The organism is Wolbachia endosymbiont (group A) of Andrena fulva (assembly GCF_964026815.1).
GTDB classification, from domain to species: domain Bacteria; phylum Pseudomonadota; class Alphaproteobacteria; order Rickettsiales; family Anaplasmataceae; genus Wolbachia; species Wolbachia pipientis.
On the sequence record NZ_OZ034701.1, the window covers coordinates 947,032 to 964,837 of the forward strand.

General features: G+C 35.1%; 20 protein-coding genes. 3 read left to right on the plus strand and 17 right to left on the minus strand.

The genetic code is table 11. The annotated features are described in order from the left end of the window. Positions 1–112: 112 nt before the first annotated feature. The 5 genes from AAGD84_RS04760 to dcd all read right to left on the minus strand — a co-directional run bounded on the left by AAGD84_RS04760 (position 113) and on the right by dcd (position 5,110). Positions 113–1,276 carry a multidrug effflux MFS transporter gene (locus AAGD84_RS04760; protein WP_264723446.1) on the minus strand — a complete coding sequence of 388 codons (1,164 nt, stop codon included), beginning with the start codon at positions 1,274–1,276 and terminating at the stop codon, positions 113–115. 185 nt (positions 1,277–1,461) lie between these two features. Then, positions 1,462–2,586, minus strand: a complete 1,125-nt coding sequence (locus AAGD84_RS04765; protein ID WP_406833389.1) for a hypothetical protein — start codon at positions 2,584–2,586, stop codon at positions 1,462–1,464. Positions 2,587–2,738: 152 nt separating this feature from the next. After that, on the minus strand, positions 2,739–4,040 hold the full coding sequence (gene ltrA / locus AAGD84_RS04770) for a group II intron reverse transcriptase/maturase (protein ID WP_338476458.1): 1,302 nt from the start codon (positions 4,038–4,040) through the stop codon (positions 2,739–2,741). Beyond that, positions 4,025–4,552 carry a hypothetical protein gene (locus AAGD84_RS04775; RefSeq protein WP_341817880.1) on the minus strand — a complete coding sequence of 176 codons (528 nt, stop codon included), beginning with the start codon at positions 4,550–4,552 and terminating at the stop codon, positions 4,025–4,027. Before AAGD84_RS04775 ends, ltrA begins: the two co-directional genes overlap by 16 nt. Further along, positions 4,553–5,110 (minus strand): dCTP deaminase, encoded by a 558-nt coding sequence (dcd, locus tag AAGD84_RS04780; RefSeq protein WP_006280485.1) that lies wholly within the window; start codon positions 5,108–5,110, stop codon positions 4,553–4,555. It abuts the gene before it with no gap. Between the two features lie 141 nt (positions 5,111–5,251). On the opposite strand from dcd, the gene AAGD84_RS04785 reads away from it, so the two are divergent. Continuing rightward, complete coding sequence (locus tag AAGD84_RS04785; RefSeq protein ID WP_155968901.1) at positions 5,252–6,268, plus strand: substrate-binding domain-containing protein; 1,017 nt, start codon at positions 5,252–5,254, stop codon at positions 6,266–6,268. A gap of 76 nt (positions 6,269–6,344) precedes the next feature. Here AAGD84_RS04785 and AAGD84_RS04790 read toward each other — a convergent pair whose 3' ends face one another. Then, complete coding sequence (locus AAGD84_RS04790; protein WP_155968902.1) at positions 6,345–7,562, minus strand: hypothetical protein; 1,218 nt, start codon at positions 7,560–7,562, stop codon at positions 6,345–6,347. A 141-nt stretch (positions 7,563–7,703) separates the two neighbouring features. On the opposite strand from AAGD84_RS04790, the gene AAGD84_RS04795 reads away from it, so the two are divergent. Continuing rightward, positions 7,704–9,164, plus strand: coding sequence for a TrkH family potassium uptake protein (locus AAGD84_RS04795; protein WP_265038123.1), 1,461 nt, complete (start codon positions 7,704–7,706; stop codon positions 9,162–9,164). A 263-nt stretch (positions 9,165–9,427) separates the two neighbouring features. On the opposite strand, the gene mgtE is transcribed toward AAGD84_RS04795, so the two are convergent. After that, on the minus strand, positions 9,428–10,798 hold the full coding sequence (gene mgtE, locus AAGD84_RS04800; RefSeq protein ID WP_006280192.1) for a magnesium transporter: 1,371 nt from the start codon (positions 10,796–10,798) through the stop codon (positions 9,428–9,430). A gap of 153 nt (positions 10,799–10,951) precedes the next feature. Between mgtE and prfB the strand changes: the two genes are divergently transcribed. Continuing rightward, a protein-coding gene (gene prfB / locus AAGD84_RS04805; RefSeq protein ID WP_141456981.1) for a peptide chain release factor 2 occupies positions 10,952–12,056 on the plus strand; the annotation gives its coding sequence in 2 pieces (ribosomal slippage) (positions 10,952–11,026 and positions 11,028–12,056; 1,104 coding nt in all). A 179-nt stretch (positions 12,057–12,235) separates the two neighbouring features. Here the strand turns inward: prfB and AAGD84_RS07550 are convergent. From AAGD84_RS07550 to AAGD84_RS04850, 10 genes are all read right to left on the minus strand, one after another. Next, the gene (locus AAGD84_RS07550) at positions 12,236–12,400 is read right to left on the minus strand and encodes an IS3 family transposase (protein ID WP_151807939.1); all 165 of its coding nucleotides are present in this window, start codon (positions 12,398–12,400) and stop codon (positions 12,236–12,238) included. Further along, positions 12,390–12,554, minus strand: coding sequence for a hypothetical protein (locus AAGD84_RS04810; RefSeq protein WP_153296803.1), 165 nt, complete (start codon positions 12,552–12,554; stop codon positions 12,390–12,392). The genes AAGD84_RS07550 and AAGD84_RS04810 overlap by 11 nt, the downstream gene beginning before the upstream one ends. A gap of 3 nt (positions 12,555–12,557) precedes the next feature. Beyond that, a complete protein-coding gene (locus AAGD84_RS04815) occupies positions 12,558–13,016 on the minus strand; it encodes an IS3 family transposase (RefSeq protein WP_341817882.1) in 459 nt (152 codons plus the stop codon). A gap of 33 nt (positions 13,017–13,049) precedes the next feature. Beyond that, a complete protein-coding gene (locus tag AAGD84_RS07555) occupies positions 13,050–13,391 on the minus strand; it encodes a transposase (RefSeq protein WP_353271735.1) in 342 nt (113 codons plus the stop codon). Between the two features lie 78 nt (positions 13,392–13,469). Beyond that, a complete protein-coding gene (gene pstB, locus AAGD84_RS04825; protein ID WP_341817883.1) occupies positions 13,470–14,228 on the minus strand; it encodes a phosphate ABC transporter ATP-binding protein PstB in 759 nt (252 codons plus the stop codon). Next, positions 14,225–15,010, minus strand: a complete 786-nt coding sequence (gene dapB, locus AAGD84_RS04830; protein WP_010962542.1) for a 4-hydroxy-tetrahydrodipicolinate reductase — start codon at positions 15,008–15,010, stop codon at positions 14,225–14,227. The genes pstB and dapB overlap by 4 nt, the downstream gene beginning before the upstream one ends. Positions 15,011–15,156: 146 nt before the next feature. Beyond that, a complete protein-coding gene (locus AAGD84_RS04835; protein ID WP_153801318.1) occupies positions 15,157–15,333 on the minus strand; it encodes a hypothetical protein in 177 nt (58 codons plus the stop codon). 83 nt (positions 15,334–15,416) lie between these two features. Beyond that, a complete protein-coding gene (locus AAGD84_RS04840; protein WP_341817884.1) occupies positions 15,417–16,451 on the minus strand; it encodes a Fic family protein in 1,035 nt (344 codons plus the stop codon). A 169-nt stretch (positions 16,452–16,620) separates the two neighbouring features. After that, the gene (gene holA / locus AAGD84_RS04845) at positions 16,621–17,613 is read right to left on the minus strand and encodes a DNA polymerase III subunit delta (RefSeq protein WP_265038112.1); all 993 of its coding nucleotides are present in this window, start codon (positions 17,611–17,613) and stop codon (positions 16,621–16,623) included. 5 nt (positions 17,614–17,618) lie between these two features. After that, positions 17,619–17,798, minus strand: coding sequence for a hypothetical protein (locus AAGD84_RS04850; protein ID WP_010082539.1), 180 nt, complete (start codon positions 17,796–17,798; stop codon positions 17,619–17,621). Between the last annotated feature and the right edge of the window lie 8 nt (positions 17,799–17,806).

Here is a 17,806-nt window from a genome sequence, read left to right on the forward strand (position 1 = left end):
ATATTGTTATGATAAAGCCGTTAATAATCTATGAGCTCTCACCCCCTGTAAAATTATATTATCATGATAAAGTCATTAATAACCCATGAGCTCTGGATCACGCAAATAATGGTTATTCCCTGTGTTTTTCAGTATATTTGAGCTGGCTGTACATAAGAATTGCAATTGTAGAGCATGCTATTGTTAATAGTAAATTTGGTAAAATACCATAGCGAAAAAATTTTCCTACTATATATATTCCAATAGCCCCAAACATCATATTGCAGAATGAGAGAACTGCACTACCAAGCCCTATACCTTTGATCGTTTCTAAAGCAGAAGTTACGTTATTGCTTATTATTAATGCAAGTCCGATATTGGCTGGAATCCAGGCGACTTGAAGAATTAATATATTCAACTTGTCCGCGAAATAAAAATATACCAATAAACTATCGGATATTATCGGTAACACCAAACCTATTATTAGCATTTTGCTAACCCCTACTTTTGGTACATACCTTCTATTAATTAAAGTTCCAATTATGTAAAATATGACTATGATCGATATGAGGTAGCCAAAATACTGTACTTCAATGCCCATCGATTCAAATATGAACGGGTAGTTAGCAATGTATGCCCAAAGCCACATGAAAGTTAATCCATGAATGGCTGAAAACCCAAGGAAACGATAATTTCTAAATATTGATATATATTGCTTGCAGATATTAGTAGTTATGTTAGTTATACTGGTTTCATTTTTATTTACAGTGAGTGTTTCTTGTAACTTAAAGTAGATAAAAATAAGTATAGCAATTGCTGCAAGTGATATAATAAAAAACAAAAATTTCCAACTATACCCATGTGAAATTATATAACTGCCCACCACTGGAGCTATTCCAGGTGAGAGTGCCACAACCATATTTAATTTTGAAATGACTCTCGAGTATTCACTACCCGAGTACATATCCCTTATTGCTGCATACCCAACAACACCTGCAACACCAGCCCCTGTTCCTTGTATGAAGCGAATTAGTATCAAGAGCGCAATACTGTCGGCTATATAACACATGACACTTGCCAAAGTAAAAATTGTCATACCAATCAGCATCATTGGACGCCTACCATAATGGTCCGATAATGGACCATAAATTAAGCCAGATACCGCAAATCCAACTAGATTTAAGCTAATTGTAAGCTGCACTACACTGCCTTCTACTTTAAAATAATTGGCAATGCTTGGTAGTGCAACTGAGTATAGGTCAGTTGCCATATCGACAATTGCTACAGACAATATCATAATAAGAGAGATGATATTTTGCGAAAGAGCTGTTTTCACTTAATGATTTACTGGATTAAATATACTTGATTATAATGTATTTTTTTCATTAGTATAAGTACAATGTTACATAGTAAACGATGTCATTCGAGTAGCGGACACTGAAATCTTAAACTAAAATCATAAAAAGCACGAATTTCAATACCTTATCTTTGATTATTCACTTTAAGCTTTAAGTCTTCAACAGAAGATACATTTGCCTCACTTACTACCTTTAGTGGTTCACCAAGGCTATGTTCCACTTTTGCTCTTTCCAGCTTGTTGTCTATCTGTTTATGGTATAAATCTTCTCCTCTTGTCCAAGATAGGTCTCCAGACACTGTCTCAGCATAGTTACCATTGTTCTTTCCAAAAGCAACTAGCTCCCATTGGTTTTTTTCTCCATTAACTGGGTTACTACGGGCCATATTTATAGTATGAAGCAGGGCTGGATTTAAACCTGCTTCATCCACTATATTCGAATTATATAGAGCTTCTATTCCACCATTGCTTAAAATTTCAAGCTTCTCATTACATATTTTTTCGTGATTTATAAATTGTCTCTGAAGCCTTTCTATTCCATCTGTGCATCCTAGTTCTTTCCAGGTGCTAAACACAGGTGTTGAAACAACAACACTTTTTGCTTTTTCATCTTGCACATATTTTACAGCCTTATTATAAATTTCTTTTTGGCTTAATAATTTATCTTTATACTCATATAAAATATTAATTGCTACACTTGGATTACTTATCGCAATGAGATCATTGTTTTGGGTTACCATAGTAAATATGCGGAATGATCCTAACAATATTCCTTTAGGAATCGTTATATCTTTTCCTATATGGTCTTTAATATTATTCAAAGCATCAAAGTCTATATATATTGCACCTTTCTGTCCTGTCATTTTTTCTGAAAGAGCAAGAGCAATTAACCTAAAGGTATCTATTTCAATAGCAAAATATGTTCTTTGTTCATCTGTCATATCATACATATTTTTAAAGAAATCCTTAATACTGATATCCTTGCCATCTATCTTCCACCTTTGATCTATTTCGCTCCAGTCATACTGGTGTAAGTCTACAACGTGTACTCCTTGAATTTCTTTCAGTTCACGTTTTAAATCATCTATCTGATTCTGCTCAAATCCCGGGCCATTTATAACCAAATATATGTCCCTCTCCTCCTTATTTTTTAACTTATGGTTTTTTATTATATCCAAGTAATTAAGAGCACTATTCTTACCATCTGGCAAAGATGCACCACGTACTCTTGGCACCCACGTTAGTATTATTGGTGCTTCATTTGATAATTCTTTAGTGTTCGGTAGAAGCTGTAGCTTTACTCCTCTCGTTTGAGTTTTATTACTACAACTCCCCCTAAAGAACCGTGCTTGCAGATTTCCCGCACACGGCTCATCAATATTAGTTTTCACAGTCGTCCCTCTTATGCATATAAAGAAAAATGTATTTTTGGCTTTGGTAATGGATTTACTTCTACGTAGTGTACAAACTGTTCCCAGGTCATACTCTTTTTCTGACTACGCCGATTTATCCATTTAAATGCTAGCTTTCTTACTGATGTGTAAAATTGTTTCAAACACCAATAATTTCCGCTAATACCAAAGTAGTTATAGTGTCCTGTTAATTTAGCCTTCAGTACTTGCCACCAATCTTTAAGTCGAATACTTCCGCGGACTATTTTCAACCACTCCTTGATTTCTTTTAGTTTTCTGGCTAGATTTAACTTAGAGGTTTTATGTCCCATCATTAATCTACCACGACGACTTTTTGCACCATAGTGCGTAAACCCCAGAAAATTGAAACTTTCCGTCCTTCGTTTCTCTCTTATCGCTCGTTGCCACTCCCTCTTGCCAAACTTTACTACTCTGGTCTTGTTTTCAGATACTTCCAACCCAAATTTATTTAGCCTTTGTTTCAGTAATTCCAGAAATTCTTCCGCGTCTACCTTACTTTCGCAACAAACCACAAAATCATCGCAAAACCTTATTACTTGTATATATCCTCTGGATCTTGGTTTAAATTTCTTTTCTATCCATAAATCCAACACATAATGTAAGTATATATTTGCTAATACAGGACTTACTATACCGCCTTGTGGTGTACCTTGTTTTGTTGCTTCATAATTTCCAGCTTCAACTATCCCTGCCTTGAGAAACCGCTTTACTAACCACAGCAAATTTGGGTCAGTTATTCGTTCCCTTAGACACCTCATTAGCCATTTATGCTGTATATTATCGTAGAACTTCTTGATATCCACTTCTACAATGTAGTTTATTGGCTTGTACATAACTGCTTTATCTAGTGCATTTACCGCTTGATGACAGTTTCTTCCTGGTCGAAATCCATATGAGCTGTCCAGAAAGTTTGCCTCGTAAATATTTTCTAATATCTTCTTCAGCATAATCTGTACTAATTTATCCTCGGTCGATGGTATTCCGAGTCCGCGTTTCTCTTTACTTCCAGCTTTCGGTATATATACCCTCTTTACTGGTTGTGGTTGATATTGCTTCCTCTTCATACTTTCTACTAGCACTTCGAGTTTCTCATTCAGATTTTCTCCGTATGATTCCACTGTTATCTGGTCTACTCCACAAGCCTTGTTACGCTTCAGTTCTTTATAACATCTCGCAAGATTCTCTGTATTTATCAGATGGACTAACGATGTGAATTTTAGTCGCTTATCTTGCTTTGCTCTTACTGCTATCTGGTTTAGTTTATATCGCATGTTATTCCTACCTCCGTTGTATTGGCATAGCAATCCCTATTCCAGTTACTATATTGCTGATCGCTTCCCCTTGTACGTGGCTTTCCCACATTCTGAGTACTATCAATCAGTCCGACTTCCCCTGCATCTTCCGCTAGTTCTTGCCTTTGTTGACTTGTTCCAACGTACCTTAATAGGAATGCATGGGATCTCCCAAGTTCACTTGAAGTCCATTTCAATACATGGCACGGTCTCAGATCCCGATAGAGTGAGTGATAACTTGCCTTTACGTTATCCTTCATGCTGTCTTCCATGGCCATGAACATGTCGACCTCTATGTCTTCAGGTATTTCGGGACTCCACTCCTTCACTTCCGTTGTGCCCTGCATTGTCCATCCCACTAGCTCTATTACACTCGTTACCTCATGCAACATAGTGGTCTGTTCCAAACTGTTGGCTAGACTTTGTTTGTGTTGGATTTTCACCAACTGTTCTCCAAGCACTTCTTGGCGCACCTTGGCGCACCTTGGCAATCACTTCACCAGCGGCAAAGTGATACCATGCTGATTCATATATTTTCCTTTCATATCATCATATGATTTCTCGCATTCACTTTCGCCGCTTAAAAATACGAATTGGCATGCGCCTTCATTAGCGTAAATTTTCGCAGGAAGTGGAGTGGTGTTTGAGAATTCGAGTGTGACATGACCTTCCCATCCAGGTTCTAAGGGAGTAACGTTTACTATAATTCCACACCTTGCGTAAGTTGATTTACCAACACAAATGACCAGTACATTCCTTGGTATACGAAAATATTCCACTGTACTTGCAAGCACAAAGCTATTTGGTGGAATTATGCATACGTCTGTTTCCTTATCTATGAAACTATTCTCAGAAAAATTTTTAGGGTCCACGATAGCTGAATTAACATTAGTAAAAATTTTAAATTTATTATCCACTCTTGCATCGTAACCATAAGATGATAGTCCGAAAGATATAACACCTTTGCTGCTTTTGTGGTTCACAAAAGGTTCTATCATTCCAAAATTTTCAGCTTTTTCTCTTATCCATTTATCTGGCATAACTGCCATAATTGCCCCTTAAAGTTGTGTAATACTTACAATAATATAAAATAAAATTTAAATGTAAACTGTAGCTTTTGTCATGCAATTAAAGCTTTTCAGTTTGATTTTTTGTTACAATAATTAGATTTATGTTCTTAACTAAAAATAATGCTTAGAAACTTTCTCCTGATTTTTGTATTCGTATTATTCATGCCGCTGTCAAATGCTGATGCCAGGAAATACATCAGAATTGTTGGGTCTTCAACTGTTTTTCCTTTTATCTCATTTATAGCCGAGGAGTTCAATCGTGTATTCTCCTTTAAGACTCCAGTTGTGGAATCGATAGGAAGTGGATCAGGATTCAAAATGTTTTGCTCAGGAATAGGGGAAGACACTCCAGACATCACCACTTCATCTCGCCCTATGAAGGAAGTAGAAAGAGAACTATGTAAAAGAAATAAAATTAATGAAGTGATAGAGATCATCATTGGCTATGATGGAATTGTCATTGCAAATTCAAATCAAAGCCATAGATTTGATTTCACAAAGAAGGACTTATTTGAAACTTTATCTGTATATTCTCAAGAAAATGATAAATTAGTAAAAAATAATAAGAAGTTTTGGTCTGATGTAAATCAAGCCTTACCAAAAACAGAAATTGAAATTTATGGTCCACATCAAAATACAGGCACATACGAAACTTTGGTTAATTCTATTATGCTTGATCAATATTCATGTATGAACTCGAAAATTTTTAAAGAGAATTATAAAGATCAGGAAGAAAGAAAGAAAGCATGTGGTAATATAAGGGATGATGGAAGGTATATAGAAGTTGGAATTAATGAAAATATAATAATACAAAAATTGAAAAGTAACAAGAACGCCTTAGGGATATTTAGTTTCAGCTTTTTAATGAGGAATCAAGATAAAATACAAGGGAGCACAATTGCAGGAATTGAGCCAACTTACGAAAATATATCATCGGGAAAATATATATTAGCAAGACCTCTATACCTTTACATAAAGAGGGAACACTTGGATACTGTTGATGGATTAAGAGAATTCGTAAAAGAAATTATAGATTCAATCGGTATTGAAGGTGGGTACCTATCTAGGCTTGGTCTAATTCCACTTTCAAGTGAAGATATAAAGAAAGCTTCAGCAAAAGTTTATGATATAACGTGACGGCAACACTTCTTTTATATTCTTTGTTCTAGCGTAGTCAGACCCAGCACGGCGCGCTGGGATGACATTATTAACGTTATGCTTTTTGTTGTTGTGTAAACGTTTTTTCTACACTTGGATCTTCTAAAACCTTAGCAATACCAGCACCCATTAATATAACTGCTGCCAAAACTGTTAAAGCCAGTGCAACTACAGGATACGCTAGCATATAGGCTGCAACAGCACCAGCTACGCATAGTCCAGTAACGCCTAGAGCGATCTTCCCTTTGTGTTCACTCCAGAAGTTTGTATCGTTTTTTTCTGGGGTTTTGTTGTCTGCAGTTGGTGCAGAGTTTACGGTGTTTTGATCTAGATCAGTGTCATCTATAAAGTTAAGATCATCATTCTCAGACGGATCCTGATTGATTTCTTGTGAAAATCGAGTCGCATACTCTTTATCCCATGCTATCTGATCATCAGTCTTGGCATTATCTAGTTCATTTTTACTAAGTTTTTCCTCAAATTCTTGAATCAAATCTTGAAAGCATTGCTCACCTACTCCAGGTATTTTAGCAAAACGTTTTTGTGCACATGTAAGTTTATCCATTACATAGTTATTTTCATTGGGCTCGAACCCAAGGAGCCCTGGAGAAGCAGCATCAAACATTAATTTAAAGCTTTCTTTTATCTTTTCCACATCTTCTTGGTTCAATTCTCTATCATAGTTAACCAGCAGAGGATAAACTAAAAGGGCATCTACGCTTCCATCATCCCAATATACACATCGCTCTAAAACCCTTGCTGCATCTGCACCACAATTCTCTAATACTGCTTTAACTCGATTAACATCAAGGTCTTCTATTGCTTCTTGTAAGTTGGAATCAAGACCCATTACCCTCTTGTGCTCTTCCATTTCTTGAATAACTTCTCCAAGAACAAATCCGTTATTAGAATCGTTGGTCCTTCCTTGCCCTTGCAGGTCTCTAAGCATATTTATTGTGCTAACACTACCACCTTCTGCTGAATCGTATTCTGCACTACACAAAAAATCACGAGTTCTTTGATCAGCTTTCTGCCAAATTAGTTCAATGATCTCTATAGCTTTCTCTTGATCTTGAATGTTATAAGAGTCAATAGCAACCCTTAAAACGGTATTTCTGAGTTCATTAGAAATCCACTCAAGTCTCAAAATTTTTTGTATATTACTATCTTCACTATCTTTGAACATGTTCTGGACTTCTAGAAGATTGCCACACAAGATTGCTTGTATTAATGAGTTTTGAATGTTTGTTTGTATATCAGTTAATTCAACCATATCTTACCTCTAATAAAAATTTAATTATCACACATATTTACAAGTAAATCAAGTATATTGTTAATAACTGTTAATAAAGGCCAACAAAATGCTTGACGTTAGAGTAGCTTTTATGGCTTTGTATAGCGAGGAAGTAATTCTATGAAAAATCATCAACGTTTACAAAATTTGCGTTCAATTGTATTTATTGTGGGAATATTCCTATTGCTGTTTAGATTAGCAATGCTTATTCCTGCTATTACTAATAAATGTCTCAGCTACAAATGGAAAAATTTCCTCGCTGGATTCATAATTACCTGCACATCTGGCGCAATTTTTATTTTACTCGGTAAATTAAGTAGATTGCATGGAATGCCAGCAATTTTTGCGATTACTAGTTGCACCTGGATTGCCTTGTCTCTGTTTGCAGCTATTCCTTTCTATTTTGATAATCTGAGCTATGTTGATGCATTGTTTGAAACGATATCTGGCATCACAACCACAGGAGCAACTATATTTAATGATATTGAAAAACAATCTCCAGGAATACTGCTATGGAGAGCAATGCTACATGGCATGGGGGGTTTTGGTGTAATCACTTTAGGAATTGCAGTTTTTCCTATGTTTAAGGTTCTCAGCCTAAATAATTTACTTTATTCTGAGTATTCAGATGCTACCAAAAGGAAGTTGCCGAATACGCGAAGCGTAGTGATTCATGTTACGGCAATATATTATGGCTTAATTTTGTTATGTATATTTTCCTATTATCTAGCTGGTATGCCACTGTTTGATGCAATATGCCACGGAATGTCCTCTGTATCAACTGGTGGATTTGCTAACTATAATGATTCTATAGGGCACTATAATAACCCTATGTTAGAAGTCATAACGATCATTTTTATGATTTTGGGTTCTCTGCCTTTTCTTAGCTATTTAAAAATCATAAGACGGTTAGACATTTGCCATGATGAACAGGTCTCTTACTTTGTTAAGATAGCTATTGTTTCATCTTTATTTGCTTGTTTTTGGTTGTATAAAAATGTTGATTTAGGAGTGTCATTATCATTTAGATGCAGCACATTTACCATCACCTCTTTAATTACGTCAACTGGTTATGCAATCTGTAATCATATAGATTGGAGTTTCATTTCAGTCTTAGCTTTTTTTCTAACCTTTGTTGGTGGATGTAGTGGTTCTTCAAGTGGTGGAATCAAAATCTTTCGTTTGATCATTTTTCTAAGGTCTATAGAAAATCACTTTCGCCTTTTATTAAACCCAGGCGCAGGTAATAAAGTAAAATTCAATGGAAAAACCCTGGAGAATGATGAAGTTCATTCTGTCTTTATATTTTTTGCAATTTTCATGTTAACGTTTACCATTTCATCAGTAGTGATGTCTTATTTAAGCAATGCAGACTTTATAACTAGCATCAGTTCAGTCTCTGCAACGCTTACAAACTCTGGCCCGGGATTTAGTAATTTAATAGGCCCTTCGGGTAATTATTCCTCTTTCAGTAATGAAGTAAAATTATTTCTATCGTTTTTAATGCTGCTTGGCAGACTTGAAATATTGCCAATCTATTTTTGTATAGGCAATTTATTCTTATTTAATAGAAAGAAATAGTTGGTGAAGTTGTGAAATTTGATATTATAGCTAAACTGACTTACGACAATTTGAAAAACCGTCATTCCGCTACTCGTTAGCGGAATCTATACCGCGAATAAATCCACAGATGTACGAACATTGTGATTTGGGCACACCAGGAAGAATGTCATCCAAGTAGCCCCTTTCTCGTCATCCCGCTACTTGTTAGCGGTATCTCTTAGCATAGATCCCGCGAATGAATCGCGGCATGACGGTTCGCGGCGGTATAGCTATAGATAGTATTAGCTATTTAATAAAAAGATCGTAGCTAAACCAAGAAATATAAAAGCTGAGAGAATATCAGTTGTTGCCGATGTTAGGATTGAAGAAGAAACGGCAGGGTCAGACTTTAAACGGTGAAGCATTATAGGAATGAAAGTTCCGATGAACGTTGCAATAATTGACATCATAATCATGGAGACCACAAAAATCATCTCCACTTTGAAGTTGTGAAACCTTATTGCTAACACTACTAATGAAATAGTAGATAAGATCACCCCGTTTATAAGACCTATTAAAAATTCTTTCATCAGTATTCTTTTTGCATTTTGCTCAGTTAGATATTTTGTTGCGATTGCCCGGATGGTTAGCGTTACTGTTTGGGATCCTGCATTTCCGCTCATTGATGCAATTATCGGCATGATTATTGGCAGCACTATAAAACTTTTTATTACATCATCGAAAAAGCCAACTACTATGGAACACATTGTTGCAGCTAAGAGGTTAAACAGTAACCAAGGTAGCCTTTTAATTATAGTTTTATGTATAGGGGCATTTATATCGGCTTTAGAAGATACACCGCTTATTTTGAGTACATCCTCTTCTGTTTCTTGTTGAACAACTTTTATCACATCTTCAATTAAGATCACTCCAATAATTTTACCATTCTTATTTACTACCGGAGCCGATAATAGAGAGTAATCTTTAAATATTCTTGCTACTTCCTCTTGGTCTATTCCAGTTTTAATGATTTTTATGTCATGATCCATTATCTCTTTTATTATTGTGTCTCCTGAGTGAGATATTACCTTATTTAAATTAACACTGCCTATAGGCTCTAATTTTGAGTTGATAATGAATATCTGGTGAAATTTTTCTGGTATTTTTTTATAGTTGCACACAAATTCTGTCAGTTGATTTATTGTCCAATAATATGGAGCTATAACCATATCTTTATGTATTAACCTTCCTGCACTTTCTTCTGGATATGATAGCAACTCCTCTACCGATTTCTGAGTTTTGCTGGGCAAATAGTAAAGTATATTTTCTACAGACTTTCTATCTAAATCTTTCACTATGGTTACTATATCTTCTACATCAAGGAGCATTAGTAACTTTGCTGTATTTTCTATTCCCAATGTTTCTATGATCTCTATTTGTAAATCTGGCACTACATGCACTAGGGCATCACTTAACAAATGTTGATCGAGGATATTAACTAATTTCTCCCTGTGATCACTGATCGAAGTAGATAAAAAATAAGCTAACTGAACACTGTCTATCGTTTTTACAATATTACGAACATTCTCTAGCTCCTCGTTATCAAGTGACTCTATTAAGTCATCAATAGCCTTTTTGTCTAAACCATAATGGGAACTTATTTCAATATTCATTACTTTACCTTGTTTTTTAATAAATATACGCGCTTGATTTCCTTAAACATTAAAGTATAATGAAATTATTTAAATTAACTATCATATGGTTAAATTTCTATTTTGTTTACTGTTATTGTTATTGATAGTAAATATATTAAAATCTAAAGTATAATGAAAACTTATCCAGAAATTCTTGAACACTTTCAAAGCTTAAATAAAAGTATTTCTCTTATCAGGAGGTGTCTTTGACATAGAAAAATTAAAGTTGCGTCTTGAAGAGCTTGACTCCCAAGCGTCGAATGATGACCTATGGCAAGATAACCAAAAAGCACAAGAAGTTTTAAAAGAACGTTCTAAAATTAAGAATGACGTAGAGTCGTTTTTAAAGCTGGAAAGCGATTACAACGATGCCATCAGCTTAATGAAGTCTGCTATTGATGAAAATGATGAAGAATTTTTCTCTGAAGTTGAAAATGAATTAGCTAAGCTAGAGAAATTAATCAAGTATAAAGAAACAGAGTCCTTATTTACTGGTGAAGCAGATAATAATAACTGCTTTTTAGAAATCCACTCAGGAGCTGGCGGAACCGAGAGCAATGATTGGGCTGAAATGCTGATGCGCATGTATATAAGGTGGGCAGAAATTTATCACAACTTTAAAGTTGAAGTTGTAGAAAAATTAGAAGGAGAGTCAGTTGGTATAAAGTCTGCAATGATAAAAATCGTTGGAGAAAAAGCTTATGGGTGGGCAAAAAGTGAAAGTGGAATTCACAGGCTGGTTAGAATATCGCCATTTGATGCAAATGGTAAACGTCATACCAGTTTTGCAAGTGTAGGAGTAACTCCAGTGATCGAAGATTCAATTGATATTGCTGTGGATGAAAAGGATCTAAAGATCGACACCTATCGTGCTTCCGGAGCAGGCGGTCAGCATGTGAACAAGACTGAAAGTGCGGTACGCATTACGCATATTCCAACTGGTGTTGTAGTTCAATGCCAAAATGGTCGTTCTCAACACAGAAATAAAGATGAGGCATTGAAATTACTTAAAGGACGTTTATACCAAATTGAACTGGAAAAAAAAGAACAGAAAATGGCTGAAGAATATGGTAAAAAATGCGATATAGGCTGGGGCAATCAGATCAGATCGTACGTTATGCATCCATATCAAATGGTGAAGGATTTAAGAACTGGACATGAAGTGGGCAATATAAATTCTGTTTTTGATGGTAATATAGATTGTTTCATAGTTAGTGTGCTCACTAAGCAAAATTAGGTAGGGTTGACTTTCTTGCCATAATATATGATAATTAAAATATTGTTAAAGTAGGAGTAAAGTTATGGCGATTAAATATGATCAGTGGAAAAGTGACCTTACCCAGAAAAAGTGGAGAGAAAGTTTGGAATGTTTTTTACAAAAAGAATGATGCATCAAATTGTTCTGGAATGCAATAGTTAATAGTGACGTTGTTTGTTATAAAAAATTTCTATATATTCAAATATAGCAGTTTTGATATGCTGTTTAGAGTGCCGAGAGGTGTCTATTGGTAACTCCCTTTTTAGAGAACTGAAGAAGCTTTCCACAACAGAATTGTCGTAACAACAACCTTTATGATTCATCTATGTTTTTTATGGATAAGAGATATTGATAACCTTGCAAAGTATATTGTGAACCTTGATCACTATGTAATAGTAGATTTTTAACAGGTTTACGCCTATTAATGGCCATTAATAAAGAGTTCATAACCAATTGTTTATTTATTGCACTACTCATTAACTACCATACGTGAGAATTATTGCTGCCAAATATAGCCATCCCTCCTTGGTTTTGATGTAAGTAATCCCATACTTTATTTGGTTGATCAACAATAAAGTTTTGATCTAGTATATTGGGAGCTACAGCTCTATTATCTGTTTGTTGTTTTTTAATTTTAAACTTTCTTCTCAGTATAGCCCTGATGTCATTTTTCTGCATAATACTTTGCACCGTTTTCAAATTGCAACTTTTACCCAAAGCCTTCAATTCAGCATGAATTTTAGGAGCTCCATATCTACATTTAGAAACTTGATATATTTTTTGAATAGCTTCGAGTAGCTCTTTATTTGCTGATTCTCTACTGCTTATTTTTCTTGTGGTCCACTTATAGTAGCCACTAGCAGAAAATCCTACATAATTCCTGTACTTTATAGCAGTTATTGCTTTTTTTCTTAAATCATAACTATATGCTGCTGGCATTCAACCTCCTTATCATCATCTACCCTTATCCTATCACATCCGGACTTTTATGGAAAGAGCTATACTATGCTCTTTTATAAAAAAATATTTTACTCTTTTTGACTGGCCAGGGCTTTTTTTTAAATGTCTCTTTCCCTTGTTACTCTTGCTTTGTAAATCAAACCTCTCTTTGTCGTAAGGAGCCATGTTACCTCTACCTGGAAATGCATTTGCCGCTGACTTTTTTTCGTTATATTTCTTCATCCATTTTCCTAATACACTATCCCTTATTCCTAGATCTCTTGCTACTTTTGCAACTGGTTGACCTACCTTTCTTTGTTCATTTGCCAGCTTAACAGCTTCCAATTTGAATTCTGCCGTATATTCTCTTGCCATTTCTAATCCTCCAAAATTTTATTTTACCCGAAAAAACTCCTTTCTTTCTCTCCACTTTTTCTGGGTAAGGTCAGAAATTTAATGATCCAGGATATACTCCTTTGTTAAGGGAGATTGAGCATTTTCGAATATTTCTTGAGTGCTTCCAGACTCAACAATTCTGCCATTATGAAAGAAAATTACACTATCAGATAACTTTTTAGCTTGCTTCATTGAATGAGTCACCATAATTATAGTAAATCTTAATTTCAGCTCTTGTATAAGATTTTCGATTGCATTGGTTGCCATTGGATCAAGAGCAGAGCACGGTTCATCCATTAATAAAATAGTTGGCTTCACTGCAATTGCGCGAGCGATGCATAGCCTCTGTTGTTGGCCACCGGATAAATTGAGTGCGCTATCTTGCAATCTGTCCTTCAATTCTTCCCATAAACCAACCTTGGTTAAACTATTTTCCACCATCTCATTCAATTTTTGCTTATCCTTCGCCATACCATGCAATTTTGGCCCACAAGCAACATTATCATATATTGATTTTGGAAAAGGATTTGGCTTTTGAAATACCATACCAACTTTTGCTCTAAGTAGTACAACATCCATATCGCGTGAATATATATCACCCAGCCCATCGATATCTAATTCACCAATAGTTTTGCAACCTGGTACATAGTCATTCATACGATTAAAACAACGCAAAAATGTTGATTTACCGCACCCGGATGGTCCGATAAAAGTAGTAACTTTTCTTTTATAAATATTCAAATTTATATCGAATAAAACTTGCTTAGAGCCGTACCAGAGATTTAAATCTTTAACAGAGGCACGTGTATTGCTCATATCACATCCTGCATTGAATAGAGCCCCGGAATTTCTCTTTTATTTTCGTATAGCCATACTGCTGCTTGAACAGCTCCTCTAGCAAATGTTGTGCGATCAATTGCTTTGTGGTTTAGTTCTATCCGTTCATCAGAATTAACAAACATCACGCTGTGATCTCCTATTACTCCACCTCCACGAGATACCGCAAAACCTATTCCCCCCTTTTTTCTTATGTTTGAACCACTATGTAAATATTGATTGGACTGAAAATCCACTTTTGAAGCGTTAGCAATTGTTTTGCCAAGTTCTATAGCTGTTCCAGATGGTGAATCCTTTTTTAAGTTATGATGCATTTCCCAAATCTCAACGTCATATTCATTACCTAAAAGCTCAGCAGCTTTTTTTACCAATTTCAGCAACACATTAACCCCAACACTCATATTTGCTGACCATAATATTGGAACTTCAGCAGCATATTCTTTCAAATCGACACCTTCTATTCCAGTTGTGCCACTAACCAGCGGTGTTTTAAATTTTACAGCTGCTTTAAGGCAGTCTAACATACATTCTTTAGTTGTAAAATCTATTACAACGTCAGATGACTCAAATATGCCACTAATAGAACTTGTAACTTTAATTCCTAGATTGGCTATAATTGGTCCAATATCTGAATCTATGTACTTACTACCTGAACGGGCAACAGCACCTGCTATTTCCACTTTGGTATTTGTAATTAATTCATTGAGTATTTTTTTGCCCATTCTGCCTAAGCAGCCTATTACTCCAACTCTGATTTTCATAAAGCTTTTTACGTTTATTAAGAATGTTAGGCCTTTTTTTAAGCTCTGTCACTTCTGATCTATATTCTATAGCTGTACGAACACTGCAATTTCAGATCCCAGTGCCTTGACCACAACTATTGCAATATGGTACATAGTGAACGATGTCATTCCAGTCTGGAATCTAGCCTTTCTGCAATCTCATCGAAAACGTTGTAACCACTTTCTATGCTAGTTTGCTTGCTTACAAGCAAACTTTTCTGGATCCCAGTGTCTGGGCACTGGGATGACAGGAGAAGGCACTGGGATGACAAGAATAGGGCACTGGGATCTAGTGGGCTCAAACTACAATGTTTGTACAGCTGTAATCTATATTCTATAGCTGAATAATTTAACAATTCAAAATGAATACATATCCTATTGAGCTCTATATTACATACCAGGTTGCTTTGCCTTTTCCATGCTGAGTGATGTGATTACTCTTTACGAGATTAGATACGTGCTTCTTTAAGGTATTGCAGTTTGCTTTAGTAATATTTTCCAAATCCTTAATTGTAAGACGTCCATGTTTGCTGAGTAGTGCTAATACTTTAGCAGAAAGTGGTGGTAAATAGAGATTTAACACTTTTTCATGTGACACCTTTTGTTCAAGATAAAATTTTTGCTTTTGTAGTGACCTTAAAAAGAACATAAGCCATGGATTAAAATCATTGCTGCTCGTCTTCAAGGATTGTTGAGTACGACGCAAAGCTAAGTAGTAACTCTCCTTATTACTTTCAAGGGAACTGTAAGGTACATAGATATACCCTAACTTTAGTAACAAGAAAGTTGTGAGAATGCGTGATAATCTGCCATTTCCATCCTGGAAAGGATGAATAGCTAAAAAAGTAACTATAAAAATGCCAATAATTAATAGAGGGTGTAACGATTTCACCTCTAATTGCTGGCTAGTCCAATAAATAAGTTCTTGCATTTGTGTTGCTGTCTCAAATGGAGAGGCTGTTTCAAAAACTATGCCCAAGCTTTTTCCAGATTCATCAAACGCTTCAACATGATTGGGGAATTTTTTATATTCTCCCATGTGCCTTTGATCTTTATATGAAAATTGTAAAAGCCAGATGTGAAACTGTTTTATAGTGTTTTCTGTAAATGGCATCTTGTTAAAGTTTTGAAATACTTCTTCACACACATACGCATATCCGGCTATTTCTCGTTCATCTAGAGAACGAAATGAGCGTGTATCAAGTTTGGATAGTAATTGCTCAACTTCACGGTCTGATAATCTTGCCCCTTCAATACGAGTAGAAGAACCAATACTTTCAATTGTTGCAATTTTCTTGAGCATTTGTAAACGTTCTGGAGCTAAATTACCAAACAATTGCCATGCTCCTTTAAATTCATCAATTTCAGCAACTAATTTTAACATTTCAGATGTTATTACAATTTTTGAAATGTCAAACATATCTGTATTTTTATCTAGTTATATTCAATTATATTCGAAAATATCCTATTAGCAAAGAATACTTGTGAGACACACACTAAAGAATGAATTTTGGTAGGCATAAAAGCAGCTATTTTATGTTAAAATACAACATTTTGATGAAATTATAAGAAAGGCTGGATCCGAGTAGTCAGCTACCCGTCAGTGCATGTTGAAAAATCATTTTATGATCTAAATCAGTTTTTTTACAGGTAACTTCTAAGCTTATCAATTTTTCCAAGATCTTCTTAAGTTCTGAAAGTTGCAAACTTTTCAAATGAGATTTAAAACTCTGCAATTGTTTAAAAAACAATGGAGGGCTTAGCTGATCAATCGCAGCCTGCTCACTCATTCCACCTTGCACTGACAGCAAAACGGTTTCAAGGCGTAGGAAATAATTTGATATAATGCGAATTAGCGCTATCGGTGAAAAATTTTCTTGCGATATCAATGCATCAGAAATTCTAATGAAGCGCAACATATCTTTACTTGCTATGGCAGAACACAAATCATCAAGTGTAGCATAGTCGTTGCCGGAAGTTGAAAAGCATAATTCTATATCAGTAAGTTTTAGGTCTTTTCTCTCCCCTAAGTACAAAACTAACTTTTCAAGTTCTGAACATATAGGCAGCTTGCTATGATTAAAGTAAGATTGCAAATGGTAGATTATCTCATTTGTGCATTTTATATCATTTTGTTTTAAGTAACTTGATATAATGTCATAAAGATTGCTGTTGCTGTCCTTATAGCAAGCAATCACACCAAAAATTTTTGAACTCTCCATATAACTTTTAGTCGCAGAATTATATGGAAGATCACTTGCTACCATCATTACATAATGACCACTTGCGTTATAATCCAATACATTTTTTAACTCCTTGGATATACCTCCACTCACATTTATCAGCTTAATTAATTTTTTGCTGGTAAACATCGAAACGTTTGCCAATTCAGAAAACAGTAAACTGGGTGACTTATTCACTATTGCAAAATCCATCACCTGAACTGAATACTCACCCAAATTAGCAATTATTTCTTGTACATAAAAATCAACCCTACTGTTATCACTTCCATGAATTAACACACCACGTAAAGCATCAGGTTTCTCTAGGAATTTTTTAACTTTGGATGGTGTGACCCTCATGCTATCTATATGATATCATTCTCATTTGACTGTACATGAGTATCCAAAGACTCTGAGTCTCCTTGTGCAATATTATGCACATCACCTGCTACATCATCTGACTCTTCTGTTTTTCCTGTAATATAATTATAAAATTTTTTCACAGGTTGAGATATATATTTGGAAAAAAATCCTTCTTCGCTCATATTGCTTA

What these genes read in the sequence shown, in the direction of transcription:
- AAGD84_RS04760 (WP_264723446.1), bottom strand. Translation starts at nt 1,276, where the DNA reads ATGATATTGTCTGTAGCAATTGTCGATATGGCAACTGACCTATACTCA.
- ltrA (WP_338476458.1), bottom strand. Translation starts at nt 4,040, where the DNA reads ATGCGATATAAACTAAACCAGATAGCAGTAAGAGCAAAGCAAGATAAG.
- dcd (WP_006280485.1), bottom strand. Translation starts at nt 5,110, where the DNA reads ATGGCAGTTATGCCAGATAAATGGATAAGAGAAAAAGCTGAAAATTTT.
- AAGD84_RS04785 (WP_155968901.1), top strand. Translation starts at nt 5,252, where the DNA reads ATGCTTAGAAACTTTCTCCTGATTTTTGTATTCGTATTATTCATGCCG.
- AAGD84_RS04790 (WP_155968902.1), bottom strand. Translation starts at nt 7,562, where the DNA reads ATGGTTGAATTAACTGATATACAAACAAACATTCAAAACTCATTAATA.
- AAGD84_RS04795 (WP_265038123.1), top strand. Translation starts at nt 7,704, where the DNA reads ATGAAAAATCATCAACGTTTACAAAATTTGCGTTCAATTGTATTTATT.
- mgtE (WP_006280192.1), bottom strand. Translation starts at nt 10,798, where the DNA reads ATGAATATTGAAATAAGTTCCCATTATGGTTTAGACAAAAAGGCTATT.
- AAGD84_RS07550 (WP_151807939.1), bottom strand. Translation starts at nt 12,400, where the DNA reads ATGAATCATAAAGGTTGTTGTTACGACAATTCTGTTGTGGAAAGCTTC.
- AAGD84_RS04810 (WP_153296803.1), bottom strand. Translation starts at nt 12,554, where the DNA reads ATGAGTAGTGCAATAAATAAACAATTGGTTATGAACTCTTTATTAATG.
- AAGD84_RS04815 (WP_341817882.1), bottom strand. Translation starts at nt 13,016, where the DNA reads ATGCCAGCAGCATATAGTTATGATTTAAGAAAAAAAGCAATAACTGCT.
- AAGD84_RS07555 (WP_353271735.1), bottom strand. Translation starts at nt 13,391, where the DNA reads ATGGCAAGAGAATATACGGCAGAATTCAAATTGGAAGCTGTTAAGCTG.
- pstB (WP_341817883.1), bottom strand. Translation starts at nt 14,228, where the DNA reads ATGAGCAATACACGTGCCTCTGTTAAAGATTTAAATCTCTGGTACGGC.
- dapB (WP_010962542.1), bottom strand. Translation starts at nt 15,010, where the DNA reads ATGAAAATCAGAGTTGGAGTAATAGGCTGCTTAGGCAGAATGGGCAAA.
- AAGD84_RS04840 (WP_341817884.1), bottom strand. Translation starts at nt 16,451, where the DNA reads ATGTTTGACATTTCAAAAATTGTAATAACATCTGAAATGTTAAAATTA.
- holA (WP_265038112.1), bottom strand. Translation starts at nt 17,613, where the DNA reads ATGAGGGTCACACCATCCAAAGTTAAAAAATTCCTAGAGAAACCTGAT.
- AAGD84_RS04850 (WP_010082539.1), bottom strand. Translation starts at nt 17,798, where the DNA reads ATGAGCGAAGAAGGATTTTTTTCCAAATATATATCTCAACCTGTGAAA.